We start from the raw sequence: 21649 nt of genomic DNA on the forward strand, positions 1-21649 counted from the left end.
AAGCTCGATCACCGAAGACCCAAGCTCGACCACCGATGACGGAAGGAACCGCATGGCCCGCAACGACAGGCACCTGACCCTCGAACAGCTCTCCGCTGCGATCGAGTCGGGCGAGGTCGACACGGTCGTCGTCGCCTTCACCGACATGCAGGGACGGCTGCAGGGCAAGCGGCTGCACGGGCGCTACTTCCTGGACTTCGTCGTCGAGCACGGCACCGAGGGCTGCAACTACCTGCTCGGTGTCGACATCGACATGAACACCGTCGCCGGCTACGCGATGACCTCCTGGGACCGCGGGTACGGCGACATGGAGTTCGCCCTCGACCTCGAGACCATCCGGACGCTCACCCATCTGCCCGCGACCGCGATGGTGCAGTGCGACCTGGTCTGGCTCGACCACACGCCCGTGCTGCAGTCACCGCGGACCATCCTCAAGAGGCAGATGGACCGCGCCGCCGAGCTGGGCTTCACGGCCTTCGCCGGCACCGAACTGGAGTTCATCGTCTACGAGGACACCTACGAGGCCGCGCACGACCTCGGCTACCGCGACCTGACGCCGTCGAACCAGTACAACGTCGACTACTCGATCCTCGGCGAGACCCGGATCGAGCCGCTGCTGCGCGACATCCGCAACACGATGTACGCCGCGGGCCTCAACGTCGAGGGCTCCAAGGGCGAGTGCAACTTCGGCCAGCACGAGATCGGGTTCCTGTACGACGACGTGCTGGTCACCGCCGACAACCACGCCGTCTACAAGACGGTGGCCAAGGAGATCGCCGCGCTGCACGGCAAGTCGCTGACCTTCATGGCCAAGGTCGACGAGCGCGAGGGCAGCTCCTGCCACATCCACCTGTCGTTGCGCGGCAAGGACGGCGAGATCGTCTTCTGGGACGACGCGGCAGGGAAGCGCACTCGGCTCTACGACCAGTTCGTTGCCGGCGTGCTGGCGACGATGCCGGACATGACCCTCCTCTACGCGCCGAACATCAACTCCTACAAGCGGTTCGCCGAAGGATCGTTCGCGCCCACCACGATCGCCTGGGGTGAGGACAACCGCACCTGCGCCGTCCGACTGGTCGGCCGGGGCGCGGGTGCCCGGATGGAGAACCGGGTGCCCGGCGGCGACGTGAACCCCTATCTCGCGCTGGCCGCGATGATGGCCGGCGGCCTGCACGGGATCGAGCACGAGCTCGAGCTGGAGCCGGCGTTGGAGGGCAACGCCTACACCTCCGGTCGCCCGAAGGTGCCGGGGTCGCTGCGCGACGCCCGCGACGCGTTCGTATCCTCGGCGGTCGCACGTGCGGCTCTCGGCGACGAGGTCGTCGACCACTACACGAACATGGCCGACGTCGAGCTCGCGGCCTTCGGCGCCGCCGTCACCGACTGGGAGCTCCGCAGGGGCTTCGAGCGGATGTGAAGGAAAGCATGACCAGCTACACCGTGATCAACCCGGCGACCGCCACGCCGGTGACCCAGATCGAGCTCGCGTCGGTCGAGGAAACGGACGCGGCGATCGAGCGCGCCCAGGCTGCGTTCCGGGCCTGGCGCGCGGTCACGCCCGGAGAGCGGGCCCGGCTGCTGCGGTCGTTCGCCGCCGTCGTCGACGTCCACCTCGAGGAGCTGGCGCAGCTGGAGGTGGTCAACTCCGGCCACACCATCGGCAACGCCCGGTGGGAGGCGGGCAACGTCCGCGACGTCCTGAACTACTACTCCGCCGCCCCCGAGCGGCTCTTCGGCCGGCAGATCCCGGTGCCGGGCGGCATCGACGTGACCTTCCACGAGCCGCTGGGCGTCGTCGGCGTCATCGTGCCGTGGAACTTCCCCATGCCGATCGCCGGTTGGGGCTTCGTGCCCGCGCTGGCCGCCGGCAACACCGTCGTCCTCAAGCCGGCCGAGGTCACCCCGCTGACCGCGATCCGGCTCGGCGAGCTGGCGCTGGAGGCGGGGCTGCCCGAGGGCGTGTTCACCGTGATCCCCGGCAAGGGCTCGGTCGTCGGCGAGCGCTTCGTCACCCACCCGCTGGTCCGGAAGGTCTGCTTCACCGGCTCCACCGAGGTCGGCAAGCGGATCATGGCGGGCTGCGCGGAGCAGGTGAAGAGGGTCACCCTCGAGCTCGGCGGCAAGAGCGCCAACATCGTTTTCGCGGACGCCGACATCGCCAGGGCGGCGGCCTCGGCGCCGTACGCCGTCTTCGACAACGCCGGGCAGGACTGCTGCGCCCGGTCGCGCATCCTCGTGCAGCGGTCGGCGTACGACGAGTTCCTCGGTCGGTTGCAGACGGCTGTCGGGGCGATGAAGGTGATCGACCCGGGCGACGAGGACAGTGAGATGGGCCCGCTGATCACGGACAAGCAGCGCGATGCGGTCGCGGGCTACCTGGCCGGCGTCGAGGCGGCGTTCACCGGGCCCGTGCCGGAGTCCGACGGGTTCTGGCTGCCGCCGACGGTCGTCCTCACCGACGACACCCAGGCCGCTGTCTGGCGCGAGGAGATCTTCGGGCCGGTGGTGGCGGTGATGCCGTTCGACGACGAGGACGATGCCGTCCGGCTCGCGAACGACACCGAGTACGGCCTGTCCGGCTCCATCTTCACCCGCGACGTCGGCCGCGCACTGCGGGTGGCGCGCAGCGTCGAGGCCGGCAACCTCAGCGTGAACTCGCACTCCTCGGTCCGCTACTGGACGCCCTTCGGTGGCTACAAGCAGTCGGGCCTCGGCCGGGAGCTCGGACCGGACGCGCCCCACGCGTTCACCGAGGAGAAGAACGTCTTCATCGCCCAGGACTAGGGAGGAACGACAACATGGCAGGACGCCTCGACGGAAGAGTCGCCGTCGTCACCGGAGGGTGCTCCGGCATCGGGCTGGCGACCGTCCGCCGCTTCCTGGAGGAGGGCGCGAAGGTCGTCATCGGCGACGTCGACGACACCCGCGGCGAGGAGCTCGTCTCCGAGCTCGGAGTCACCTACGTGCACGTCGACGTGACCAGCAAGGAGCAGGTCGACGCGCTGTTCCAGTCCGCCAAGGACACGCACGGCTCGGTCGACATCGCGTTCAACAACGCCGGGATCTCACCGCCCGAGGACGACTCGATCCTGGACACCGACCTCGATGCCTGGCGGAAGGTGCAGGAGGTCAACCTCACCAGCGTCTACCTCTGCTGCAAGGCGGCGCTGCCCTACATGCTGGAGCAGGGGAGGGGGTCGATCATCAACACCGCCTCGTTCGTCGCGGTGATGGGCGCGGCCACCTCGCAGATCTCCTACTCCGCCTCCAAGGGCGGGGTGCTGTCGATGAGCCGCGAGCTCGGGGTGCAGTTCGCCCGGCAGGGGGTCCGCGTCAACGCCCTGTGTCCCGGCCCGGTCAACACGCCGCTGCTGCGGGAGCTCTTCGCGAAGGACGAGGAGCGCGCGGCCCGGCGGCTGGTGCACGTGCCGATGGGCCGGTTCGGCGAGCCCGAGGAGATGGCCAACGCGGTGCTGTTCCTGGCGTCGGACGAGTCGTCGTTCATCACCGCGTCGACCTTCCTCGTCGACGGCGGCATCTCCGGCGCCTACGTGACCCCCCTGTGAAAGGGGCACCGTGGCGCGACCGCTGATCGGGCTCAGCACCTACCGCGAGCAGGCCCGCTGGGGGGTGTGGGACCAGCACGCCGACCTGCTCCCCACCGTCTACGCCCACGCCATCGAGACGGCCGGCGGCGTACCGGCGCTGCTGCCGCCGACGAAGCCGTACGACGAAGCGGCCACCGCCGCGGTCGCCAGGCTGGACGGCCTGGTGATCAGCGGCGGCGCCGACGTCGCGCCCCAGCGGTACGACCAGGACCCGCACGACCGCACCACGAACTGGCGCGAGGACCGCGACTCCTGGGAGCTGGCCCTGCTCGACGCTGCCGACAGGGCCGGCGTGCCGGTGCTGGGCGTGTGTCGCGGCATGCAGGTGATGGCGGTCCACGCCGGAGGAGGCCTCGACCAGCACGTCCCGGACCTGGTCGGCGACGACCGCCACAACCCGGCACCCGGCGTCTTCGGCGAGACCTCGGTGTCGGTGGCGCCGGAGAGCCGGCTCGCGTCGATGATCGGGACGTCGCAGACCGTGCACTGCCACCACCACCAGTCGGTGCGCGACCACCCCGGTTTCACCGCGGTGGCATGGGCCGACGACGGGGTCCTCGAAGCGATGGAGGCACCCGGCGACCGGTTGTGCGTCGCGGTCCAGTGGCATCCCGAGATGGCCGCCGATGCCGGCCTGTTCCAGGCTCTGGTCGACGCCGGCGCCGGCGTCACGCGCTCCGCGCGGCCCTCCGGTGCTGCTGGGGACTGACCCCGCGGACCCGCTTGAACGCGGCGCTCAGCGCGAACCCACTGCCGTAGCCCACCCGGCGAGCGACGCGGTCGATGGCGTCGTCGGTGGCCACCAGGAGGTCCGCGGCGAGGGACAGCCGCCAGTGGGTCAGGTAGGTCATGGGGGGTTCGCCGACGAGGTCGCCGAAGCGCCGCGCCAGCGCTGCCCGTGAGACGCCGACCTCCTGGGCGAGGGACGCGATGGTCCACCCGTGCTCGGGATGGTGGTGCATCAGCCGGAGGGCCTCGCCGACGGTCGGGTCGGCATGCGTGAGCCCGCGGGTCACCTGCTCCTCGCTCGCGAGCCACGACCTCACGACGGTGACGAGCAGCAGGTCCAGGAGCCGGTCGAGCACCACCTCCTGCCCGGGGTCCTCGCGCAGGAGCTCGCTCGAGAGCAGGTCGACCAGCGTCGAGTCCCAGTCACCGCGGCGTCGTACGAGCAGGGCCGGCAGGGCGGCGAGGAGCGGCCGGCCGGCCTCGGTCTCGGCCGCCCAGGTGCCGACCAGGAGCACGTCGGACCCGTCGCGACTGTTGCCCCAGGTGCGGACGCCGAGCGCCATCCGCTGGTCGAGCAGCTGGCCGTCGGGGTCGACGCAGACGTTGCCCTTCTCGATGGTGACCCTCGGCCTCGTGGCCGGGTGGTCGGCAACGGTGTAGACCGGGCCGCCCCGGACAACGGCGACGTCGCCCTCGTGCAGCCGGACGGGCTCGCCCAGCTCGCCGGTGATCCACGTCGCGCCGCGCGCCACGGTGAGCAGGGTCAACGCGGGGTCGTCCTCGATCCGCACGGCCCATGGCGGTTCCATCACCATCTGGAGCAGGAAGGCCTGCCGGGCGCGCGGACCGGAGAGCAGGTGCTCGAGACCATCCATGTCACCACCATGCTGGACGATCACGTATGGAATCAAGACTTCGGACCATGGAAAGTCTCACCCGATCGCGATGAGGTGAGGTCATGACAACGAACCTGATCATCGGCGGCACCGGCAAGACCGGTCGCCGCGTCGCGTCCCGCCTCCAGGACCGGGGCCTCCCGGTCACCTCCCTCTCCCGTCCCGAGTTCGACTGGGCCGATCCGGCCACCTGGTCGTCGGTCGAGCAGCCCGCGGCGACGGCGTACGTCACCTTCGCCCCCGACCTCACCTTCCCGGGCGCCCCGGACGGGGTGGCCGACGTCGTCGAGCGGATGGCGCGATCCGGCGTCCGCCGGTTCGTGCTCCTCTCCGGCCGCGGCGAGGCCGAGGCCCAGCGCGTCGAGGACCGGATGATCGAGGTCGCGGAGAGGTACGGAGCCGAGTGGGGCGTCGTCCGCTGCGGCATCTTCATGCAGAACTTCGACGAGGGCGTGTTCGCCCCGGCCCTCGAGGCCGGACACTTCCGGTTCTCGGCGGGCGCCGTGCGCGAGCCGTTCCTCGACGTCGAGGACGTCGCCGACGTCGCGGTCGGGATGCTGGTCGGCGAGGTCTCATTGAATCGGGCCTACGAGCTCACCGGACCCGAGCTGTTGACGTTCGCCGAGGCGACGTCGGCCATCGCCGCCGCGAGCGGCCGGCCCATCACCTACGCCGAGATCAGCACGGCCGAGCTGGCGGCAGACCTGGTCGCCGCCGGCTTCCCGGCCGAGGACGCGGAGGAGCTGGCCGGCCTGTTCGACCACATCCTCGACGGGCACAACGAGCACCTCGCGGACGGCGTACGCGAGGCTCTCGGTCGTCCGGCTTCCTCCTTCACCGAGTACGCCGCGCGCGCCGTCGCCGGCGGAGCCTGGGTTGGTCGGGCGGCCGCGTCATGACCGGGCCGATCGGCCACGCCGCGCTGATTGCGGGCACCCTCGGCACCGGGCTCATCGCCGGACTCTTCTTCGGGTTCTCGACGGCGGTGATGCCGGGCCTCCGCCGGACCGATGACCGCACCTTCGTCGCCACCATGCAGGGGATCAACGAGGCGATCCTCAATCCGGTCTTCCTCACGGTGTACGTCGCTCCGGTCGTCTGCCTCGCCTTCGCCGCGTTCACCGGCCCGGCCCGACCGTGGGTGATCGCCGCGCTGGTCCTCTACCTGGCGACGGTGGTGATCACCGGAGCCGGCAACATCCCGCTCAACGACGAGCTCGTCGGGGCCGGGTTGCCCGACTCGGCGTCGGCGCTCGAGTCCATCCGGACGGCGTTCGAGAAGCCGTGGAACCGGCTCCACCTCGCCCGGACCGCCACCGTGGTCGCGGCCTTCGGCTGCTGCCTCGGTGCGCTGCGCGCCGCCTGACTCAATGGATGCAGCAGGATGGCGCCATGGAGAAGATCGATCTGCTGATCTGGGACGACGACGCGGCCGATGCCGCCGCGAACCTGCAGGTCCCGGGGCTCCACTCGCTCCAGGTGTCGGTCGCCGCCGACCTGCCCGCCGCGCCGCTGCTGCTCGGGAAGGGCTCGTCCCTCCGCGGCCACGCGGCGGTCTGGGTCGACTCGGTGGACGTGTGGCCCGAGCTCGTCGACCAGGTCCCGGGCGACGCCTACCTGGTGACCGAGTCGGTGCCCCAGGCCGTCGGGACGGGCGAGTTGCTGACCCACTTCTCGTGGTTCCCCAAGCCGGGTCGGCTGTCCGAGGAGGAGTTCTTCCACGGCTGGCACACCGTCCACACCCCGTCCTCGGCACGGCTCCATCCCCGCCGCCAGGGCTACGTCCGCGACGCCGTGGCCCGCACCCTCACTCCCGGCTCCCCGCCGGTCCGGGCGATCGTGAGCGAGTTCTTCGCCGAGGACGACTACCTCGACCCTGCACGGCTCTTCGCACCCGACGAGCTGAGCACGACGATCGAGGAGCTGCCGCTCTACGCCGACCAGGAGGACGTGTCGAGCTGCCCCCTCCGGCGCGTGCGCTAGCGGCACACCCACCCCGCCACGACCGGTCGGGAGGGATCGGGGGCAGGATGGGAAGGTGACCGACCTGGAGGGCCGCTACCGGCTCGGCGACGTACTCGGCCGGGGTGGCGTCGCCGACGTCTACCGCGCGCGGGACCTCGTGCTCGACCGGGACGTGGCCGTCAAGATGCTGCGGGAGTCGGTCGACGACAGCGATCGGTCGCGCTTCGTCGGCGAGGCCCGGATGCTGGCCGGGTTGTCCCACCCCAGCATCGTGACGGTGCTCGACGTGGGTGTCGCGGAGGGCCATCCCTTCCTCGTGATGGAGCTGGTCGAGGGACCGACCCTCGCCGCGGCACTGCACGACGGACCACTGCCGCCAGACCAGGTCGCAGAGATAGGCGCCGCGCTCGCATCCGCGCTCGCGCATGCGCACGAGCAGGGCGCGGTCCACCGCGACGTGAAGCCGGCGAACGTGCTCCTCGGTCCGGGCGGCGCCAAGCTCGCCGACTTCGGGATCGCCCGGTTGGTCGGAGACACCGTGCACCACACCAGGACGGGGACGACCATCGGAACCCCGGCCTATCTCTCGCCCGAGCAAGTGGGAGGCTCCGATGTCGGGCCGCCGACCGATGTCTACTCGCTCGGCCTGGTGCTGCTCGAGGCCCTGACCGGCGAGCGTGCCTTCCCGGGGTCGCCGACGGAGTCTGCGGTGGCGCGGCTGCACCGGCCGCCCGAGATCCCGAGTGACTTGTCCGCGGGCTGGAGCGCGATTCTCGCCGCGATGACGGCGACGGACCCGAGCGAGCGCCCGCCCGCAGACGCGGCTGCGGCACGGATGCCGGTCCCCGGCACGGTGCCTCCTCCCGGCACGGCGGGACCGCCGACGGCCACGCTGGTGCTCGAGACCGGCGCCGCCGGCTCCGTAGGACGGCGCCCCGCCAAGGCCGTCGGCGCGGTGGTCGCCGTCGCCGTCGTGGTCGCGGGAGTCGCGGTTGCCGGGCAGGTCCTCGGCGACCGCGGCGAGTCTCCCGACGCGCCCGATACGCCGCCCACTGCCTCCTCCACCACCGAGCCGGAGACGCGCGAGACGGAGGGCGCGACCGGTACCAGTCAGGACGAGGCCAGCGGCGACGAGACCCCGACCGAGCAGGCCGACAAGGGCAAGGGCAAGGGCGAGGGGAAGGACGAGGGGAAGGACGAGGGGAAGGACGAGGGGAAGGACGAGGGGAAGGACGAGGACAAGGGCAAGGGCGGCGGCAAGAACAAGGGCGGCGGTCAGAACAAGGGCTAGCGTCGCTCTGGCCCTGGCGGGGGCACGCACGCGGCGAACGAGCCGGCGCGCAGCGAGGTCAGCTGGACGCGATGTCGAGCCCGAGCGCGTCGTCGGCCGCGTAGGGAATCGACAGGACCACCCGCGACGCGAGCCCGTCGAACCGGGCGCGGACGTCGGCCCCGACCCGGTCGAGCTCGCCGACGACCGCGAGCGTCGTGAGGACCTCGTCGTCGACCAGGTCGCCCAGCTCGGTCCATCGTCCGGCCTTCGTGAACGCGTGCGCCTCGCCGTGCAGGTCGCCCCAGCCGTGGTGGTCGAGCACCGGTTTGTAGGCGGGCGTCGAGGCGTAGAACCCGATCTGGCGCTTGGTGCCGGCGACCGCGTCGGCGTACTCCTCCTCGGTCCGGCCGGTCGCGACCATCGCCATCGCCGCGAGGGTGAACCCGCCCGTCGCCCCGGTGCTCGCCCGGCCGTCCTCCAGCTGCGGTTGCAGGACGTCCGCCAGGTAGTCGCGGGAGAGGAGCGGGTGGCAGATGAAGCCGTCCGCCACGGCGCCGGCGGTGGCGACCATCCGCGGGCCCACACCGGCCAGCCAGATCTCGGGCGACGGGAAGGGGACCGGCCCCGGGTTGAACAGCGGCGGCATCAGGGTGTGGGTGTAGAAGTCGCCGCGGAAGTCCAGTGCGTCACCGGTCTGCCAGGTGTGCCAGATCGCCCGGACCGCCGCGATGTACTCGCGCATCCGGTCCGCCGGTCGCGACCAGGGCATCGAGTAGCGGCGCTCGATGTGCGGCTTGATCTGCGATCCGAGTCCGAGCACGAAGCGGCCGCCGGAGAGCCGGTGCACGTCGTACGCCGGGTAGGCCATCGCCATCGGCGACCGGGCGAACGCCAGCGCGATCGACGTACCCAGCCGCAGGCGTTCGGTGTGCTCCGCCGCAAGCGTGAGGTAGACGAACGGGTCGTGCGCGCCCTCGGGCACGAAGAGACCGTCGGTGCCGCCCCGCTCCTCGATGTTCCTCGCGGCGGCGACGATCCCTGCCGGGTCGCCGTGGTAGGTCACGTCGATTTCGATGGCCACACCACTGAGACTAGAACACGTTCTAGCAACCGGTTGTCGAATGACCGTCGCGTCACCCGGAGGGGGTGACGCGAACCCCGCCCGACGCGGGTCAAGGTGGGACAGGCCGCACAAGGGGCAGCCCGCGGGTCGCGTTGGCACGTCGCGAGCGCCCCGGGGTACCCACCGCACGTGAGCGTGAGGAGGACGGGATGGGATTTCGCGATCGGGGCCTGAACGGACCGAAGTTCCAGATGCGCGAGAAGATCCTGGCGATCGGCGACGACTACTGGATCGAGGACGAGAACGGCAACAAGCACTACAAGGTCGACGGCAAGGCAGCACGGATCCGCGACACGTTCATCCTCGAGGACGCCAGCGGTGCCGAGCTGTCGAAGATCCAGGAGAAGAAGCTCAGCGTCCGCGACAAGATGACCATCGAGCGCGGCAGCACGACTGCGACGGTGCGCAAGCGCCTTCTCGGCATCCGCGACCACTACATCATCGAGGTCGACGACGGCGACGACCTCAAGGCGCACGGCAACATCCTCGATCACGAGTACGAGATCGAGCGGGACGGCGACACGGTCGCGAAGGTGTCCAAGAAGTGGTTCCGGGTCCGCGACACCTACGGTGTCCAGCTGGCCGAGGGCCAGGACGTGGCACTCATCCTGGCGATCACGGTCTGCGTCGACGCGATGGCGCGCGACTGACTGCCACTGACGCAGCAGCCAGCTCGGTAGCGACGAGCCCCGGGGCTCCGAGGCCGGTGGCAACCTGCACAGGATCTTCACGCGTCGTCCGCGCCTCGAGGCCCCGGGCCCTCCTAACCTCAAGAGCATGACCCAGCGGCCCCGCCGGATCCTCGTCGTCGAGGACGAGCCCGTGATCAACGGGGCCGTGAGCGATCGCCTGACGGCGGAGGGGTACGACGTCGCACAGGCCTACGACGGGCCCGCCGCGGTGCAGGCCTTCGCCGAGCACGAGCCCGACCTGGTCGTGCTCGACGTGATGCTGCCCGGGTTCGACGGGCACGAGGTGTGCCGCCGGGTCCAGGCGGTCCGCCCGGTGCCGGTGCTGATGCTCACCGCCCGCGACGACGAGACCGACATCCTGGTCGGACTCGGCGTGGGCGCCGACGACTACCTGACCAAGCCGTTCCGGATGCGCGAGCTCGTGGCCCGGGTCGCCTCGTTGCTGCGCCGGGTCGACCGCGCCGCAGCCTTGGCCGGAGCAGGATCCGCTGCCACCGACCTGGGCGACCTCCGGATCGACGCCGGCGCCCGCCGGGTCTGGGCCGCGGAGGACGAGGTCCACCTGACGCCGACGGAGTTCGACCTGCTGGTCTGCCTCGCCTCCGAGCCCGGCACGGTGCTCACCCGCGAGCGCCTGCTGGCCGACGTCTGGGGCTGGCCCGGGGCGTCCGGCACCCGTACCGTCGACAGCCACGTGAAGGCGCTGCGCGCCAAGATCGGCGCCGATCGTGTCCGCACCGTCCACGGCGTCGGCTACGCACTCGAGGCCCACCGGAGCGACGGGCCGTGAGCCTCCTCGACCCGGTCCGCTCGGTCAAGGTGAAGCTGGGTCTCCTGGTCGTCGCCAGCGTCGTCGTCGCCGTGGTGGTCGCGACCATCGGGGAGGCCGGGGGAGTGCCGGTCTGGCTCAGCATCCCGGTGACGGTCGCACTCGCCCTCGCGGTCACCCAGCTCCTCGCGGTCGGGATGACCTCGCCACTGCGCGAGATGACCACCGCTGCACGTCGGATGGCATCGGGTGACCACGCCGTGCGGGTCACCGCGACGTCGCGGGACGAGGTCGGCGAGCTCGCGGACGCGTTCAACCGGATGGCCGAGGAGCTCGCCGCCGTCGACCGGCAGCGCCGCGACCTGGTCGCCAACGTCAGCCACGAGCTGCGCACTCCGCTCACCGCCCTCAACGCAGTCCTCGAGAACCTCGCCGACGGAGTCGCCGAGCCCGACCCGGTGACCCTGCGCGCCGCGCTCGACCAGGGGGAACGAATGGCCGGCCTCGTCGGCGACCTGCTCGACCTCTCCCGCGTCGACGCCGGCAAGGCGCCGCTCGCCCGCCGGCAGGTCGACGTACGCCGGCTGCTCGACGCAGCGGTGACCCAGGCCCGGGTCAGCGGGCGGGACGTGACCTACGACGTCCGCGTCGACCCGCCCGACCTCGCCGTCCAGGGCGATCCGGCCAGACTGCACCAGCTCGTCGCCAACCTGCTCGACAACGCATCGCGGCACAGCCCTCCGGGCGGTGTCGTCGTCGTCAGCGCCCACGCGACCGCGGACCGGTGGCTGCTCGAGGTGTCCGACCAGGGGCCGGGCGTCGCGCCCGGAGACCGCGAGCGGGCGTTCGAGCGGTTCGGCACCCTCGGCGAGGACAGCGTCCACAGCGGAGGCGGCGGCACCGGTCTCGGCCTGGCCATCGCCCGCTGGGTCACCGACCTGCACGGCGGCACCATCCGCTTCGTCGACCCCGAGCCCGGCGCGTCCGGCGCCCGCGTCCGCGCCGACCTTCCCGCCAGCCCGACCGCACGCCCGCCGCGCGAGGAGGTCCCCGTGCCCCAGCCCGCCACCCCGCCGGCACCACCCCCGCCGGTCCTGCCCCCGTCGGTGCCTGACCCGACCGCCCCGGCGCCGCTCACCGACGCGATCTTCGGCGACTTCTGGCCCGAGCGGTCCCTGCCCGGCAACATGCGGGTGCTCCTCGGCGCGCTCGGCGTCGGAGTGCTGGCCGGGATCGTGCTGCCGTACCGGGACCTGGGCCTGGGTGTGTTCGTCGTCCTGGTGGCGGCCGGCGGCGTGCTGTTCGCCTGCAGCCGCCACCGTCGCGATCCGTTCACGCTGTGCTGCGCGGCGCTCTGCCTGGCGCTCGCGACCGTGCCGGTGTTGCGGGACGCGGAGTGGATCGCCGTCCTGTGCCTGCTCGCCGGGGGTGGCCTGAGTGCGATCGGCCTGGTCCGCGGCCGCACGGTCCCGGGCTTCGTCGTGTCGGTCGTCTCCTGGCCGCTCTCGGGCCTCCGCGGCCTGCCCTGGCTCGGCCGCACGCTGCGGGTGGTCACCGGCCTCGGCAACAAGGCCGCGCTGGCCCGGACGGCGGTGCTGTCGGCCATCGGCCTCGCCGTCTTCGCCCTGCTCTTCGCGTCGGCCGACGCGCTCTTCGCCGAGTGGGTCGGCGCCGTCGTACCGGACATCGGGTCGGAGGACTTCGCCCTGCGGTCGTTCGTCGCGTTCTTCGTGGGAGGCGTCGTGCTCGCGGGCGGCTACCTCGCACTCAACCCGCCGAGCGTCGGCGGAGGGGAGCGGTCGCCGCGGCCGGTGGCGCACCGCTTCGAGTGGCTCGCGCCCGTGCTCGTCGTCGACGCCGTCTTCGTGCTGTTCCTGGTCGCACAGGCCGCGGTCATCTTCGGTGGGCACGACTACCTCGAACGCACGACCGGCCTGACCTACGCCGAGTACGTCCACCAGGGTTTCGGCCAGCTCACCGTGGCCACCGCGCTCACCCTGCTCGTCGTGTGGGCGGCGAGCCGCAAGGCACCGCGGGCGACGCCGGCGGACCGCGCCTGGATCCGCGGGTCCCTCGGCCTGCTCTGCGCGGCGACGATGGTGGTCGTCGCGTCCGCGCTGTACCGGATGAGCGTCTACCAGGACGCCTACGGGTTCACGCGCCTGCGGCTGTTGGTCGACGTCTTCGAGGGCTGGCTCGGACTCCTCGTGCTCGCGACCATGGCGGGCGGCATCGCGCTGCGCGCCACCTGGCTGCCGCGGTTCGGGCTGGTCTCCGGCGTCGTGCTCCTGCTCGGCCTGGCCGCGCTCAATCCCGACGCGTGGATCGCCCGCCAGAACCTCGACCGGTACGACGAGACGGGCGACGTCGACTGGACCTACCTGTCCGGCCTCTCCGACGACGCCCTCCCCGTGCTGCGGGACCTTCCCGACGACCTCGAGGAGTGCGCGATCGACCTCGACGTTCGGGACGAGGACGACTGGCTGGAGTGGAACCTCGGCCGTGCGCTCGCGAGCGACTTCGTCGAGGAGCACGAGGACGGCTGGGTGCACCGGACCGACTGCCCGGGCCAGACCTACGAGTAGGGGCGGCGCACGTTACCCGCGCGTCAGTCTTGAATCATTCAAGAAAAGGCGGTAGGACTGTACTCGTGACCACGACGCGCGACTACGAGCAGATGCTCCGGGCTGCCGACCTTCGGGTGACCCGCCCCCGGGTCGCCGTCCTCGGTGCCGTGCACGCGCTCCCGCACGCCGACACCGACGCCATCATCGGCGCGGTCCGCTCCGTCGACGGCGGGGGCAGCGAGGGCGGCGAGGGCGGCGAGGTCTCCCACCAAGCCGTCTACGACGTGCTGCGCGCGCTGACCGCGGCCGGACTGATCCGGCGGATCCAGCCCTCGGGTTCGGTGGCGCGCTACGAAGCGCGCGTCGGCGACAACCACCACCACGCCGTGTGCCGCTCCTGCGGTGCCATCGCCGACGTCGACTGCGCCGTCGGTGAGATCCCGTGCCTGACCGCGTCCGACGACCGCGGCTTCGTCATCGACGAGGCCGAGGTCATCTACTGGGGCACCTGCCCCGCCTGTTCCACCGCCCGACCCTGACCCGTCCAGAACGTCCGAAAGGTTTCCCATGAACTGCCCCGTCGAACACGGCGTCACCAGCGAAGGCAGCGAGAGCGAGAACCCCGCGCTCGACTCACCGACGGCGAAGGCCGGCCGGCCCCACAGCAACCAGGACTGGTGGCCCAACCAGGTCGACCTGCGCGTGCTGCACCAGCACGCTCCGGCGTCCAACCCGCTGGGCGAGGACTTCGACTACGCCAACGCGTTCGCGACCCTCGACGTCGACGCGCTCAAGCGCGACATCGTCGAGGTGCTCCGCACCTCCCAGGACTGGTGGCCGGCGGACTTCGGCCACTACGGCGGGCTGATGATCCGGCTGAGCTGGCACGCGGCCGGCACCTACCGCATCTACGACGGCCGCGGCGGCGCCGGCAGCGGCGACCAGCGGTTCGCGCCGCTCAACAGCTGGCCCGACAACGGCAACCTCGACAAGGCCCGCCGGCTGCTGTGGCCGGTGAAGAAGAAGTACGGCCAGAAGATCTCGTGGGCTGACCTGCTCGTCCTCGCCGGCAACGTCGCGCTGGAGGACATGGGGTTCGAGACCTTCGGCTTCGGCTTCGGTCGTGAGGACGTCTGGGAGCCGGAGGAGATCTTCTGGGGTCCGGAGGACATCTGGCTGGGCGACGAGCGCTACAGCGGCGACCGCGAGCTCGCCGAGCCGCTCGGTGCCGTCCAGATGGGCCTCATCTACGTCAACCCCGAGGGTCCGGGCGGCAACCCCGACCCGATGGCCTCGGCCCGCGACATCCGCGAGACGTTCCGCCGGATGGCGATGAACGACGAGGAGACCGTCGCCCTCATCGCCGGCGGCCACACCTTCGGCAAGACTCATGGCGCGGGCGACCCCGACCTGGTCGGTGTCGAGCCCGAGGGCGCGCCGATCGAGGCGCAGGGCTTCGGCTGGAAGAGCGAGCACGGCAGCGGCACGGGCGCCGACGCGATCACCAGCGGTCTCGAGGTCACCTGGACTCCCGAGCCGACGAGGTGGGACAACGGCTTCTTCGACATGCTCTTCGGCCACGAGTGGGAGCTGACCAAGAGCCCCGCCGGCGCGAACCAGTGGGTCGCGAAGGACGCGGAGGCGATCATCCCGGGTCCGGCCGAGGGCTCCCCGAAACGACTTCCCACAATGCTGACGTCGGACCTGGCACTCCGGTTCGATCCGACGTACGAGCCGATCTCGCGGCGCTTCCACGAGAACCCGGACGAGTTCCGGCTGGCCTTCGCCAAGGCCTGGTACAAGCTGCTCCACCGTGACATGGGCCCGGTCGAGCGCTACCTCGGTCCCTGGGTGCCGGAGCCGCAGATCTGGCAGGACCCGGTCCCGGCCGTCGACCACGAGCTGGTGTCCGACGACGACGTGGTGACGCTCAAGGCGAAGGTGCTCGACAGCGGCCTGACGGTGTCGCAGCTGGTCTCGACCGCTTGGGCCTCCGCGGCGAGCTTCCGCACCACCGACAAGCGCGGCGGCGCCAACGGTGCCCGGATCCGGCTCGCTCCGCAGAAGGACTGGGAGGTCAACAACCCGGCCGAGCTGGCCACGGTGCTGCAGACGCTGGAGCAGGTGCAGCAGGAGTTCAACGCGGCCGGCGGAGCCAGGATCTCGCTGGCTGACCTGATCGTGCTGGCCGGCGCCGCCGCCGTCGAGAAGGCAGCCAAGGACGCCGGCGTCGACGTCACCGTGCCGTTCCGCCCCGGCCGCACCGACGCCACGCAGGAGCAGACCGACGTCGAGTCGTTCGCCGTGCTCGAGCCGCGGGCCGACGGGTTCCGCAACTACGTGCGCCCCGGCGAGAAGCTGCCGCCCGAGACGCTCCTCGTCGACCGGGCGTACATGCTCGAGCTGTCGGCGCCGGAGATGACCGCGTTGGTGGGCGGCATGCGTGCCCTCGGCACCAACTACGGCGGCACCGCGCACGGGGTCTTCACCGACCGCCCAGGAGTACTGACGACGGACTTCTTCGGCGCGCTGCTCGACATGGGCGTGGAGTGGAAGGTCTCCGAGTCGGCCGAGGGCGTCTACGAAGGCCGCGACCGGGCCACCGGCGAGGTCGTCCGTACGGCGACCGCCGTCGACCTCGTCTTCGGCTCGAACTCGCAGCTCCGCGCCCTCGCAGAGGTCTACGCGAGCGACGACGCCAACGAGAAGTTCGTCGCCGACTTCGTGGCGGCGTGGACCAAGGTGATGGAAGCCGACCGCTTCGACGACTGAGCGGTCCTACGGGCGCCCTACAGGCGTCGTACGGGCGTCACAGAGGGGCCCGCCCCGGCGATCTGCCGGGGCGGGCCCCTCGTCGGCTTGTCGGAAGTGAGATCGACACGAACGTAACAATCTGCGAAATTGAGCAGCACGGCCTCGCGCCTCCCCTACTCTCTCCGTGTCGGCACGCTGGAGTGCAGCTCGGGCGCCGGGCCATCACAAAGGGGCACAAGTTGACCTGGAACCAGACCACCGCGGCGGCAGTTCCCCCTGCCGTCGTCACGGACGAGGACCGCGAGATCCTCGACCGGTGGGCGGGGTTGATCGAGGCTGCCCCTGGCTTCCTCGCCGAGGACGAGACCGAGCGGCGCGAGCGGCTCCAGGAGCTCTCCACGGCCACGCTCAGCCTGACCGTCTGCGGCGACGTCGAAGCCACGATCACCGTCGACCTGCCGTGCGAGGTCAGCGAGGAGCGGCCGACGGACGCCGGCCGCGTCGCAGGCGAGCCGAGCCCGCTCTCGTGGTTGATCGTGCGGGTCGAGGGCATCGACCCGGTCGAGCTGGGATCGACCCAGCTGACGTCGTTCTCGGTCGCCATCCCCGACCACGTGGGTCCCGGCCTCTACCTCCTCGACGACCTGCGGCGACGCGCCGAGGCGGACGAGGTGGAGTGGTGGGAGGTCGACGACTTCCACCTGAGCCCCACCCCGTACGGCGACGAGTCCACCTTCTACCTCGACGACGACGTCATCGACGGCGCGTGGGTCGCCACCACCGGCGCGTCGATCGCATTCGAGCTGCCGATGGCCTCGGTCGTCAGCGAGATCCGGGTGGCCGGCACCATCTCCTGGAGCCGGCCCAGCGAACGACCGGGCGCGCTTCTCGACTCCGACCGGCTGCGTTAAGGTCGAAGAAGAAAGTCGAAAAAAGTTTGGTTTGACCCCCGTTTCAGCGGGGTACATCGTCACCAGACGATTGCGTGGCCCAGCCAACCGCCACGACTGCTCTTGACCTTCGGAGTCAGAGACATGTCTAGCTCAGCAATTGCCGAACCTGTCCATCAACCGTTCGATCCCCTTCGGAGCCGGGCGGAAGCCGAACCCGACGATCGCAAGCAACGCACGGCCGCACTGATCAGCCAGGCCGCCGCGAGCGAGGGCGAGGAGCGCCGGCTCCTCCTCGACCAGGTGATCGTGCTCAACATCCCGGTCGCGAAGGCCCTGGCCTCGCGCTATCGCAACCGCGGTCAGCCGCTCGAGGAGCTCGAGCAGGTCGCCTGCCTTGCGCTCACCAAGGCGGTGCACGGCTACGACCCGGCTCGCGGGGACGACCTGCTCGTCTTCGCCGTGCCGAGCATCCTCGGGGAGCTCAAGCGCTACTTCCGTGACGCCACCTGGACGGTTCGCCCGCCGCGCCGGATCCAGGAGCTCCGACCGCGGCTCACCGCGGCCGAGGAGGAGCTGACCCAGCAGCTCGGACGCCCACCGCGGCCGAGCGAGATCGCCAAGGCGGTCGGGTGCACGACGGACGACGTGCTGGAGGCCCACGAGTCGGGCACCTGCGCATCGCCGGACTCGCTCAACGACAGCCCGCCGGGAGACGCCGCGTTCTCGTGGATCGACCGGCTGCCCAGCGAGGAGCTCGGCTTCAAGCGGGCCGAGGCCGTCGCCGTGCTCGGGCCGGCGTGCCGGGGCCTGAAGCACCGCGACCGCCGGATCCTGGAGATGCGCTTCTACGAGCAGAAGACGCAGCAGCAGATCGCCGACGAGCTCGGGGTCACCCAGGTCCAGGTCTCGAGGCTCCTGCAGCGGATCCTCACCGACCTGCGGCGTTCGATCACCGGGCGTCGCGGTACGGCCCCCAAGGTCACCAAGGCCACCAAGGCCGCCTGACCGCCCCGACGGGCGGAAACACCTTCACCGCCGCGGAGCGGGGGACGACGGCGTCGTCCGTCCGCTCTGCGGCGGTCGACCCCTGTCGTGAGACGGCCGGTGGCGTTCCTTGCCGGGACGTCCGGCGGTCGTGGATGATTGCCCCCAAAGCGCGCAGTGGGGTGCGCGTGGCCGGGAGCTCTCTCCTGCGCCGATACCTGTGTGATGTCACCGCATAGGCTCGGCGCAGATGGGACAGGGAGGTTGGATGGATACCGTGGACACCCCCGCGGCGCGTCGCGAGGACAGCCTGGCTGACGTGCCGGAGCCGGTGGTCCGTCCGTTCGAGGACGGCGACCGGCAGACCGGCCGGTTCGCGTACGACGTACGCAACGACCGGTGGGAGTGGGACGACGACGTCTTCGCCATCCACGGCTACGAGCCCGGAGAGGTCGAGCCGACGACCGAGCTCTTCCTCATGCACAAGCACGACGGTGACCGCGACCGGGTGGAGCAGACGTTCAAGCACGCGGTCTCCACCGGCGACCCGTTCAACCTCTACTACCGGATCCGGACCAAGGACGGGGAGCGCCGGGTCGTGGTCGTGGGTGAGGGCATCCGCGACGGCGACGGCCAGGTCGAACAGCTGGTCGGCTACTACCTCGACCTGACGCCTGAGTTCGCCGCCGAGAACGCCGCGGCGGCCGACGCCGCCGTTGCCGCGTCTGCCGCGGCCAGGGAGACGATCGAGCAGGCCAAGGGCATCCTGATGCTGGGCTACGGGCTCGACTCCGACGCCGCGTTCGCGATGCTGCGCTGGTGGTCGCGCAACCGCAACGTGAAGGTGCGCGAGATCGCCGACCGCCTGATCGAGGTCGCCCGCATGGGGCACATGAGCCATCCCGGCCTTCGCGGCATGCTCGACGGCCTGATCGACGACCTCACCACTGGCAGAAAGGCGCCAGCCGACCGCTCCGGTGCCAACCCCGACAAAGACCGCTAGGTCCGTCGGATCCGGAGCAGCCGACCGGCTGTCCCTCGGATTGAGCGAAAGGTGGGAATCGCGCCTCCCGGGGGGAGGGGGTGTTGGGCCCAGGGGCTCAACTCAGCACGACCCCCACCAGCAACAAGAGGCCGAGCACCAGCAGCAGAACGACCACGAACCCGGTGACCATCAGTGGCCGGTTGCTCGACCCGGAGACTGTCATGCGGACCTCTCCTCTCGAACGCCTTCTGTCGGTGCGGTACCCCGGGTGCCGGCCGGCATCCGGTGCGTTTGCCGGGCGGGTGAGAAGGACCACGCCGGGTATCGAATTGCCCATGAGCGACGTCGAGTTCCCAGCCCAGCAGCAGGAGCCACCCGGACTGACCGACGAGATGCGACCGCGGCCGGACCACGGCGAGGACAGCTACGTCGGACACGGTCGCCTCGAGGGCAAGGTCGCGCTGGTGACCGGCGGCGACTCCGGCATCGGTCGCGCGGTGGCGGTCGCCTACGCGCGCGAGGGCGCCGACGTCGCGTTCACGTGCCTGCCCGAGGAGCACGACGACGCCGAGGAGACTGTGCGGCTGGTCCGCGACGCCGGCCGGACCTCCCTGCCGCTGCCGCTGGACCTCTGCCAGCGCCCGTCCTGCGACGAGGCCGTCGAACGGACCGTCGCGGAGCTCGGCGGCCTCGACATCCTGGTCAACAACGCAGGCTTCCAGATGGCGCGCGACGACACGATCGAGGACTACGACGACGAGCGGATCGACCGCACGTTCAAGACCAACCTCTACGCCCTGCTGTGGCTGTGCCGCGCCGCGATCCCGCACCTGCGGAAGGGGCCCGGCTGCATCATCAACAACACGTCGATCCAGGCGTACGACCCGTCCACGAGCCTGCTCGACTACGCCGCGACCAAGGCCGCGATCAACAACTTCACGGTCAACCTCGCCGCGCAGCTCGGTCCCGACGGCATCCGGGTCAACGCCGTCGCGCCTGGTCCGGTCTGGACGCCGCTGCAGCCGGCCACCCAGGAGCCGGAGAAGATCGAGCACTTCGGCGCCGACACGCCGCTGGGCCGGGCCGGGCAGCCGGCGGAGGTCGCCCCGGCGTTCGTGTTCCTGGCGTCGCCGACCGAGGCGTCGTACGTCTCCGGGACGGTCCTCGGGGTCACCGGCGGCAAGCCGGTGTTCTGATGGTTATGAACGCAGACCCGACGGGTACCTCGGAGCCATGAGCTCGCCGGACGTCCCCGCTTCCGGCGACCCTCAGGAAGACCGAGGTCCTGTGGCTGCTGCGTACGTACGCCGGCACGCGGCAGCCACAGAATCTCCGCAGGACGACTCGTCGGAGGACGCGGCGCCGCAGGACGGTGAGTCCCAGCTGGAGCGACTCACCCGCAACTGGAACGAGCTGCTCCAGGAGCTGCGCGTCGCGCAGACCGGTGTCCAGATCCTCACCGGCTTCCTGCTGACCATCCCGTTCACCGACCGGTTCACGTCGCTCGACGACTGGCAGCGCACGGTCTACCTCTGCGTGCTGGTCGGCTCGGTGGTGACGACCTGCGTGATCGTGGGGCCGGTGTCGTTCCACCGCATCCTGTTCCGCCAGAACGAGAAGCCCTGGCTGGTCCGCGCGGCGAACCTGTGCGCCCGCGCCGGTCTCGTCCTCCTCGCCTTCGTGTCGTCGGGGGTGGTGCTGTTCGTCTTCGACGTCGTGGTCGGGACCACCGCCGCGATCGTGGCCTCCGTCCTGGTCTTCATCCTGTTCGTCGGGCTCTGGCTCGTCACCCCCCTCTTAGCCCGGGACTGAGCACGATGCCCGCCAAGGACCACGGCCCCAGCATCAAGGACGACGAGACCTACAACCACTGAGGCTGGAGCTCGGCGCGGGTCAGACCGAGCAGTACTCCGCCAGCCAGGCGCCGAACGGCGCTTCGTCGGCATCCGCGCCGTGGCCCTCGTGCTCGTCGGTCTCGTGGTCGTCGTGGCCCTCGTCGTCCTCGACGGCCACGTCGGCGGGCTCCGACGGCACGGCCGTCGGCGTGAACGACGGGTCGACGCTGGCCCGGATGTCGTCGAGCACGGCGGTGAGCTCGGTGTAACCGGCAGGATCGAGGCTCTCGGGCACGCCGAGCGACTGCAGGTCCTCGACGACCGCCAGCAACGCCGCAGCGGCCTCGGGGGTGGGGCTGGCGACGTACTGACCTTGGATCGCGACCAGGTCCTGCCAGCCGCTGCACCAGGTGTCGTCCGCGACGACCCGGTGCGTGGTCAACGCGCCCGTCGTCGGGTCGGAGGCCCCGTCCGTGCCACCGTCGTCGTCGCCGCCGATCACCAGCAACGAGACCATCACGACGAGGAGGACGGCCACCAGGGCCGCTCCGACGATCTGTGTCCTGGACATCGTCA

General features: G+C 71.0%; 21 protein-coding genes. 18 read left to right on the forward strand and 3 right to left on the reverse strand.

The genetic code is table 11. The features are described 5' to 3' along the window. Positions 1-52: 52 nt before the first annotated feature. The 4 genes from SHK19_RS02865 to SHK19_RS02880 are packed head-to-tail and all read left to right on the forward strand — an operon-like array spanning position 53 to position 4317. Positions 53-1417 carry a glutamine synthetase family protein gene (locus SHK19_RS02865; RefSeq protein ID WP_322937783.1) on the forward strand — a complete coding sequence of 455 codons (1365 nt, stop codon included), beginning with the start codon at positions 53-55 and terminating at the stop codon, positions 1415-1417. 8 nt (positions 1418-1425) lie between these two features. Further along, positions 1426-2784 carry an aldehyde dehydrogenase family protein gene (locus SHK19_RS02870; RefSeq protein WP_322937784.1) on the forward strand — a complete coding sequence of 453 codons (1359 nt, stop codon included), beginning with the start codon at positions 1426-1428 and terminating at the stop codon, positions 2782-2784. A gap of 14 nt (positions 2785-2798) precedes the next feature. After that, a complete protein-coding gene (locus SHK19_RS02875; RefSeq protein WP_322458312.1) occupies positions 2799-3566 on the forward strand; it encodes a 3-oxoacyl-ACP reductase in 768 nt (255 codons plus the stop codon). Between the two features lie 10 nt (positions 3567-3576). After that, positions 3577-4317: a gamma-glutamyl-gamma-aminobutyrate hydrolase family protein gene (locus SHK19_RS02880; protein WP_322937785.1), complete on the forward strand. Its 741-nt coding sequence runs from the start codon at positions 3577-3579 to the stop codon at positions 4315-4317. Here SHK19_RS02880 and SHK19_RS02885 read toward each other — a convergent pair. Next, positions 4277-5212, reverse strand: coding sequence for an AraC family transcriptional regulator (locus SHK19_RS02885; protein WP_322937786.1), 936 nt, complete (start codon positions 5210-5212; stop codon positions 4277-4279). The two genes, SHK19_RS02880 and SHK19_RS02885, sit on opposite strands and share 41 nt — an antisense overlap. An 83-nt stretch (positions 5213-5295) precedes the next feature. On the opposite strand from SHK19_RS02885, the gene SHK19_RS02890 reads away from it, so the two are divergent. The 4 genes from SHK19_RS02890 to SHK19_RS02905 are packed head-to-tail and all read left to right on the forward strand — an operon-like array spanning position 5296 to position 8489. Then, positions 5296-6132, forward strand: coding sequence for a Rossmann-fold NAD(P)-binding domain-containing protein (locus tag SHK19_RS02890; protein WP_322937787.1), 837 nt, complete (start codon positions 5296-5298; stop codon positions 6130-6132). Further along, entirely contained in the window at positions 6129-6599 is a 471-nt protein-coding gene (locus SHK19_RS02895; RefSeq protein ID WP_322458308.1) for an anthrone oxygenase family protein, read from the forward strand. Before SHK19_RS02890 ends, SHK19_RS02895 begins: the two co-directional genes overlap by 4 nt. A 26-nt stretch (positions 6600-6625) precedes the next feature. After that, positions 6626-7216: an EthD domain-containing protein gene (locus SHK19_RS02900; protein ID WP_322458307.1), complete on the forward strand. Its 591-nt coding sequence runs from the start codon at positions 6626-6628 to the stop codon at positions 7214-7216. Between the two features lie 55 nt (positions 7217-7271). Continuing rightward, entirely contained in the window at positions 7272-8489 is a 1218-nt protein-coding gene (locus SHK19_RS02905) for a serine/threonine-protein kinase (RefSeq protein ID WP_322937788.1), read from the forward strand. A gap of 58 nt (positions 8490-8547) precedes the next feature. On the opposite strand, the gene SHK19_RS02910 is transcribed toward SHK19_RS02905, so the two are convergent. Next, complete coding sequence (locus tag SHK19_RS02910; protein WP_322937789.1) at positions 8548-9552, reverse strand: TIGR03617 family F420-dependent LLM class oxidoreductase; 1005 nt, start codon at positions 9550-9552, stop codon at positions 8548-8550. Positions 9553-9743: 191 nt separating this feature from the next. Here SHK19_RS02910 and SHK19_RS02915 point away from each other — a divergent pair, with 191 nt between their 5' ends. The 10 genes from SHK19_RS02915 to SHK19_RS02960 all read left to right on the forward strand — a co-directional run bounded on the left by SHK19_RS02915 (position 9744) and on the right by SHK19_RS02960 (position 21050). Beyond that, complete coding sequence (locus SHK19_RS02915; RefSeq protein ID WP_322458304.1) at positions 9744-10244, forward strand: LURP-one-related/scramblase family protein; 501 nt, start codon at positions 9744-9746, stop codon at positions 10242-10244. A gap of 127 nt (positions 10245-10371) precedes the next feature. Continuing rightward, positions 10372-11076, forward strand: a complete 705-nt coding sequence (locus SHK19_RS02920; RefSeq protein WP_322937790.1) for a response regulator transcription factor — start codon at positions 10372-10374, stop codon at positions 11074-11076. Next, entirely contained in the window at positions 11073-13640 is a 2568-nt protein-coding gene (locus SHK19_RS02925; RefSeq protein WP_322937791.1) for a DUF4153 domain-containing protein, read from the forward strand. Before SHK19_RS02920 ends, SHK19_RS02925 begins: the two co-directional genes overlap by 4 nt. A gap of 92 nt (positions 13641-13732) precedes the next feature. After that, complete coding sequence (locus tag SHK19_RS02930) at positions 13733-14161, forward strand: Fur family transcriptional regulator (protein WP_322938669.1); 429 nt, start codon at positions 13733-13735, stop codon at positions 14159-14161. Between the two features lie 28 nt (positions 14162-14189). Beyond that, a complete protein-coding gene (katG, locus tag SHK19_RS02935) occupies positions 14190-16394 on the forward strand; it encodes a catalase/peroxidase HPI (RefSeq protein WP_322937792.1) in 2205 nt (734 codons plus the stop codon). 221 nt (positions 16395-16615) lie between these two features. Beyond that, complete coding sequence (locus SHK19_RS02940) at positions 16616-17287, forward strand: hypothetical protein (protein WP_322937793.1); 672 nt, start codon at positions 16616-16618, stop codon at positions 17285-17287. 123 nt (positions 17288-17410) lie between these two features. Beyond that, positions 17411-18274 carry a sigma-70 family RNA polymerase sigma factor gene (locus SHK19_RS02945; protein WP_322937794.1) on the forward strand — a complete coding sequence of 288 codons (864 nt, stop codon included), beginning with the start codon at positions 17411-17413 and terminating at the stop codon, positions 18272-18274. A gap of 247 nt (positions 18275-18521) precedes the next feature. Continuing rightward, positions 18522-19256, forward strand: a complete 735-nt coding sequence (locus SHK19_RS02950) for a PAS and ANTAR domain-containing protein (RefSeq protein ID WP_322458298.1) — start codon at positions 18522-18524, stop codon at positions 19254-19256. A 317-nt stretch (positions 19257-19573) separates the two neighbouring features. Continuing rightward, a complete protein-coding gene (locus SHK19_RS02955; protein WP_322937795.1) occupies positions 19574-20434 on the forward strand; it encodes an SDR family oxidoreductase in 861 nt (286 codons plus the stop codon). A 91-nt stretch (positions 20435-20525) separates the two neighbouring features. Further along, the gene (locus tag SHK19_RS02960) at positions 20526-21050 is read left to right on the forward strand and encodes a DUF6328 family protein (protein ID WP_322458296.1); all 525 of its coding nucleotides are present in this window, start codon (positions 20526-20528) and stop codon (positions 21048-21050) included. Positions 21051-21131: 81 nt separating this feature from the next. On the opposite strand, the gene SHK19_RS02965 is transcribed toward SHK19_RS02960, so the two are convergent. Continuing rightward, a complete protein-coding gene (locus SHK19_RS02965) occupies positions 21132-21644 on the reverse strand; it encodes a hypothetical protein (RefSeq protein ID WP_322937796.1) in 513 nt (170 codons plus the stop codon). Positions 21645-21649: the final 5 nt, after the last annotated feature.

Origin of the sequence: Nocardioides bizhenqiangii (genome assembly GCF_034661235.1) — a bacterium.
Taxonomy (GTDB): domain Bacteria; phylum Actinomycetota; class Actinomycetes; order Propionibacteriales; family Nocardioidaceae; genus Nocardioides; species Nocardioides bizhenqiangii.

Bases quoted from the DNA above. Each gene is read 5' to 3' on its own strand.
- SHK19_RS02865 (WP_322937783.1), top strand. From the start codon at position 53: ATGGCCCGCAACGACAGGCACCTGACCCTCGAACAGCTCTCCGCTGCG.
- SHK19_RS02870 (WP_322937784.1), top strand. From the start codon at position 1,426: ATGACCAGCTACACCGTGATCAACCCGGCGACCGCCACGCCGGTGACC.
- SHK19_RS02875 (WP_322458312.1), top strand. From the start codon at position 2,799: ATGGCAGGACGCCTCGACGGAAGAGTCGCCGTCGTCACCGGAGGGTGC.
- SHK19_RS02885 (WP_322937786.1), bottom strand. From the start codon at position 5,212: ATGGATGGTCTCGAGCACCTGCTCTCCGGTCCGCGCGCCCGGCAGGCC.
- SHK19_RS02890 (WP_322937787.1), top strand. From the start codon at position 5,296: ATGACAACGAACCTGATCATCGGCGGCACCGGCAAGACCGGTCGCCGC.
- SHK19_RS02895 (WP_322458308.1), top strand. From the start codon at position 6,129: ATGACCGGGCCGATCGGCCACGCCGCGCTGATTGCGGGCACCCTCGGC.
- SHK19_RS02900 (WP_322458307.1), top strand. From the start codon at position 6,626: ATGGAGAAGATCGATCTGCTGATCTGGGACGACGACGCGGCCGATGCC.
- SHK19_RS02915 (WP_322458304.1), top strand. From the start codon at position 9,744: ATGGGATTTCGCGATCGGGGCCTGAACGGACCGAAGTTCCAGATGCGC.
- SHK19_RS02920 (WP_322937790.1), top strand. From the start codon at position 10,372: ATGACCCAGCGGCCCCGCCGGATCCTCGTCGTCGAGGACGAGCCCGTG.
- SHK19_RS02930 (WP_322938669.1), top strand. From the start codon at position 13,733: ATGCTCCGGGCTGCCGACCTTCGGGTGACCCGCCCCCGGGTCGCCGTC.
- katG (WP_322937792.1), top strand. From the start codon at position 14,190: ATGAACTGCCCCGTCGAACACGGCGTCACCAGCGAAGGCAGCGAGAGC.
- SHK19_RS02945 (WP_322937794.1), top strand. From the start codon at position 17,411: ATGTCTAGCTCAGCAATTGCCGAACCTGTCCATCAACCGTTCGATCCC.
- SHK19_RS02950 (WP_322458298.1), top strand. From the start codon at position 18,522: ATGGATACCGTGGACACCCCCGCGGCGCGTCGCGAGGACAGCCTGGCT.
- SHK19_RS02955 (WP_322937795.1), top strand. From the start codon at position 19,574: ATGAGCGACGTCGAGTTCCCAGCCCAGCAGCAGGAGCCACCCGGACTG.
- SHK19_RS02965 (WP_322937796.1), bottom strand. From the start codon at position 21,644: ATGTCCAGGACACAGATCGTCGGAGCGGCCCTGGTGGCCGTCCTCCTC.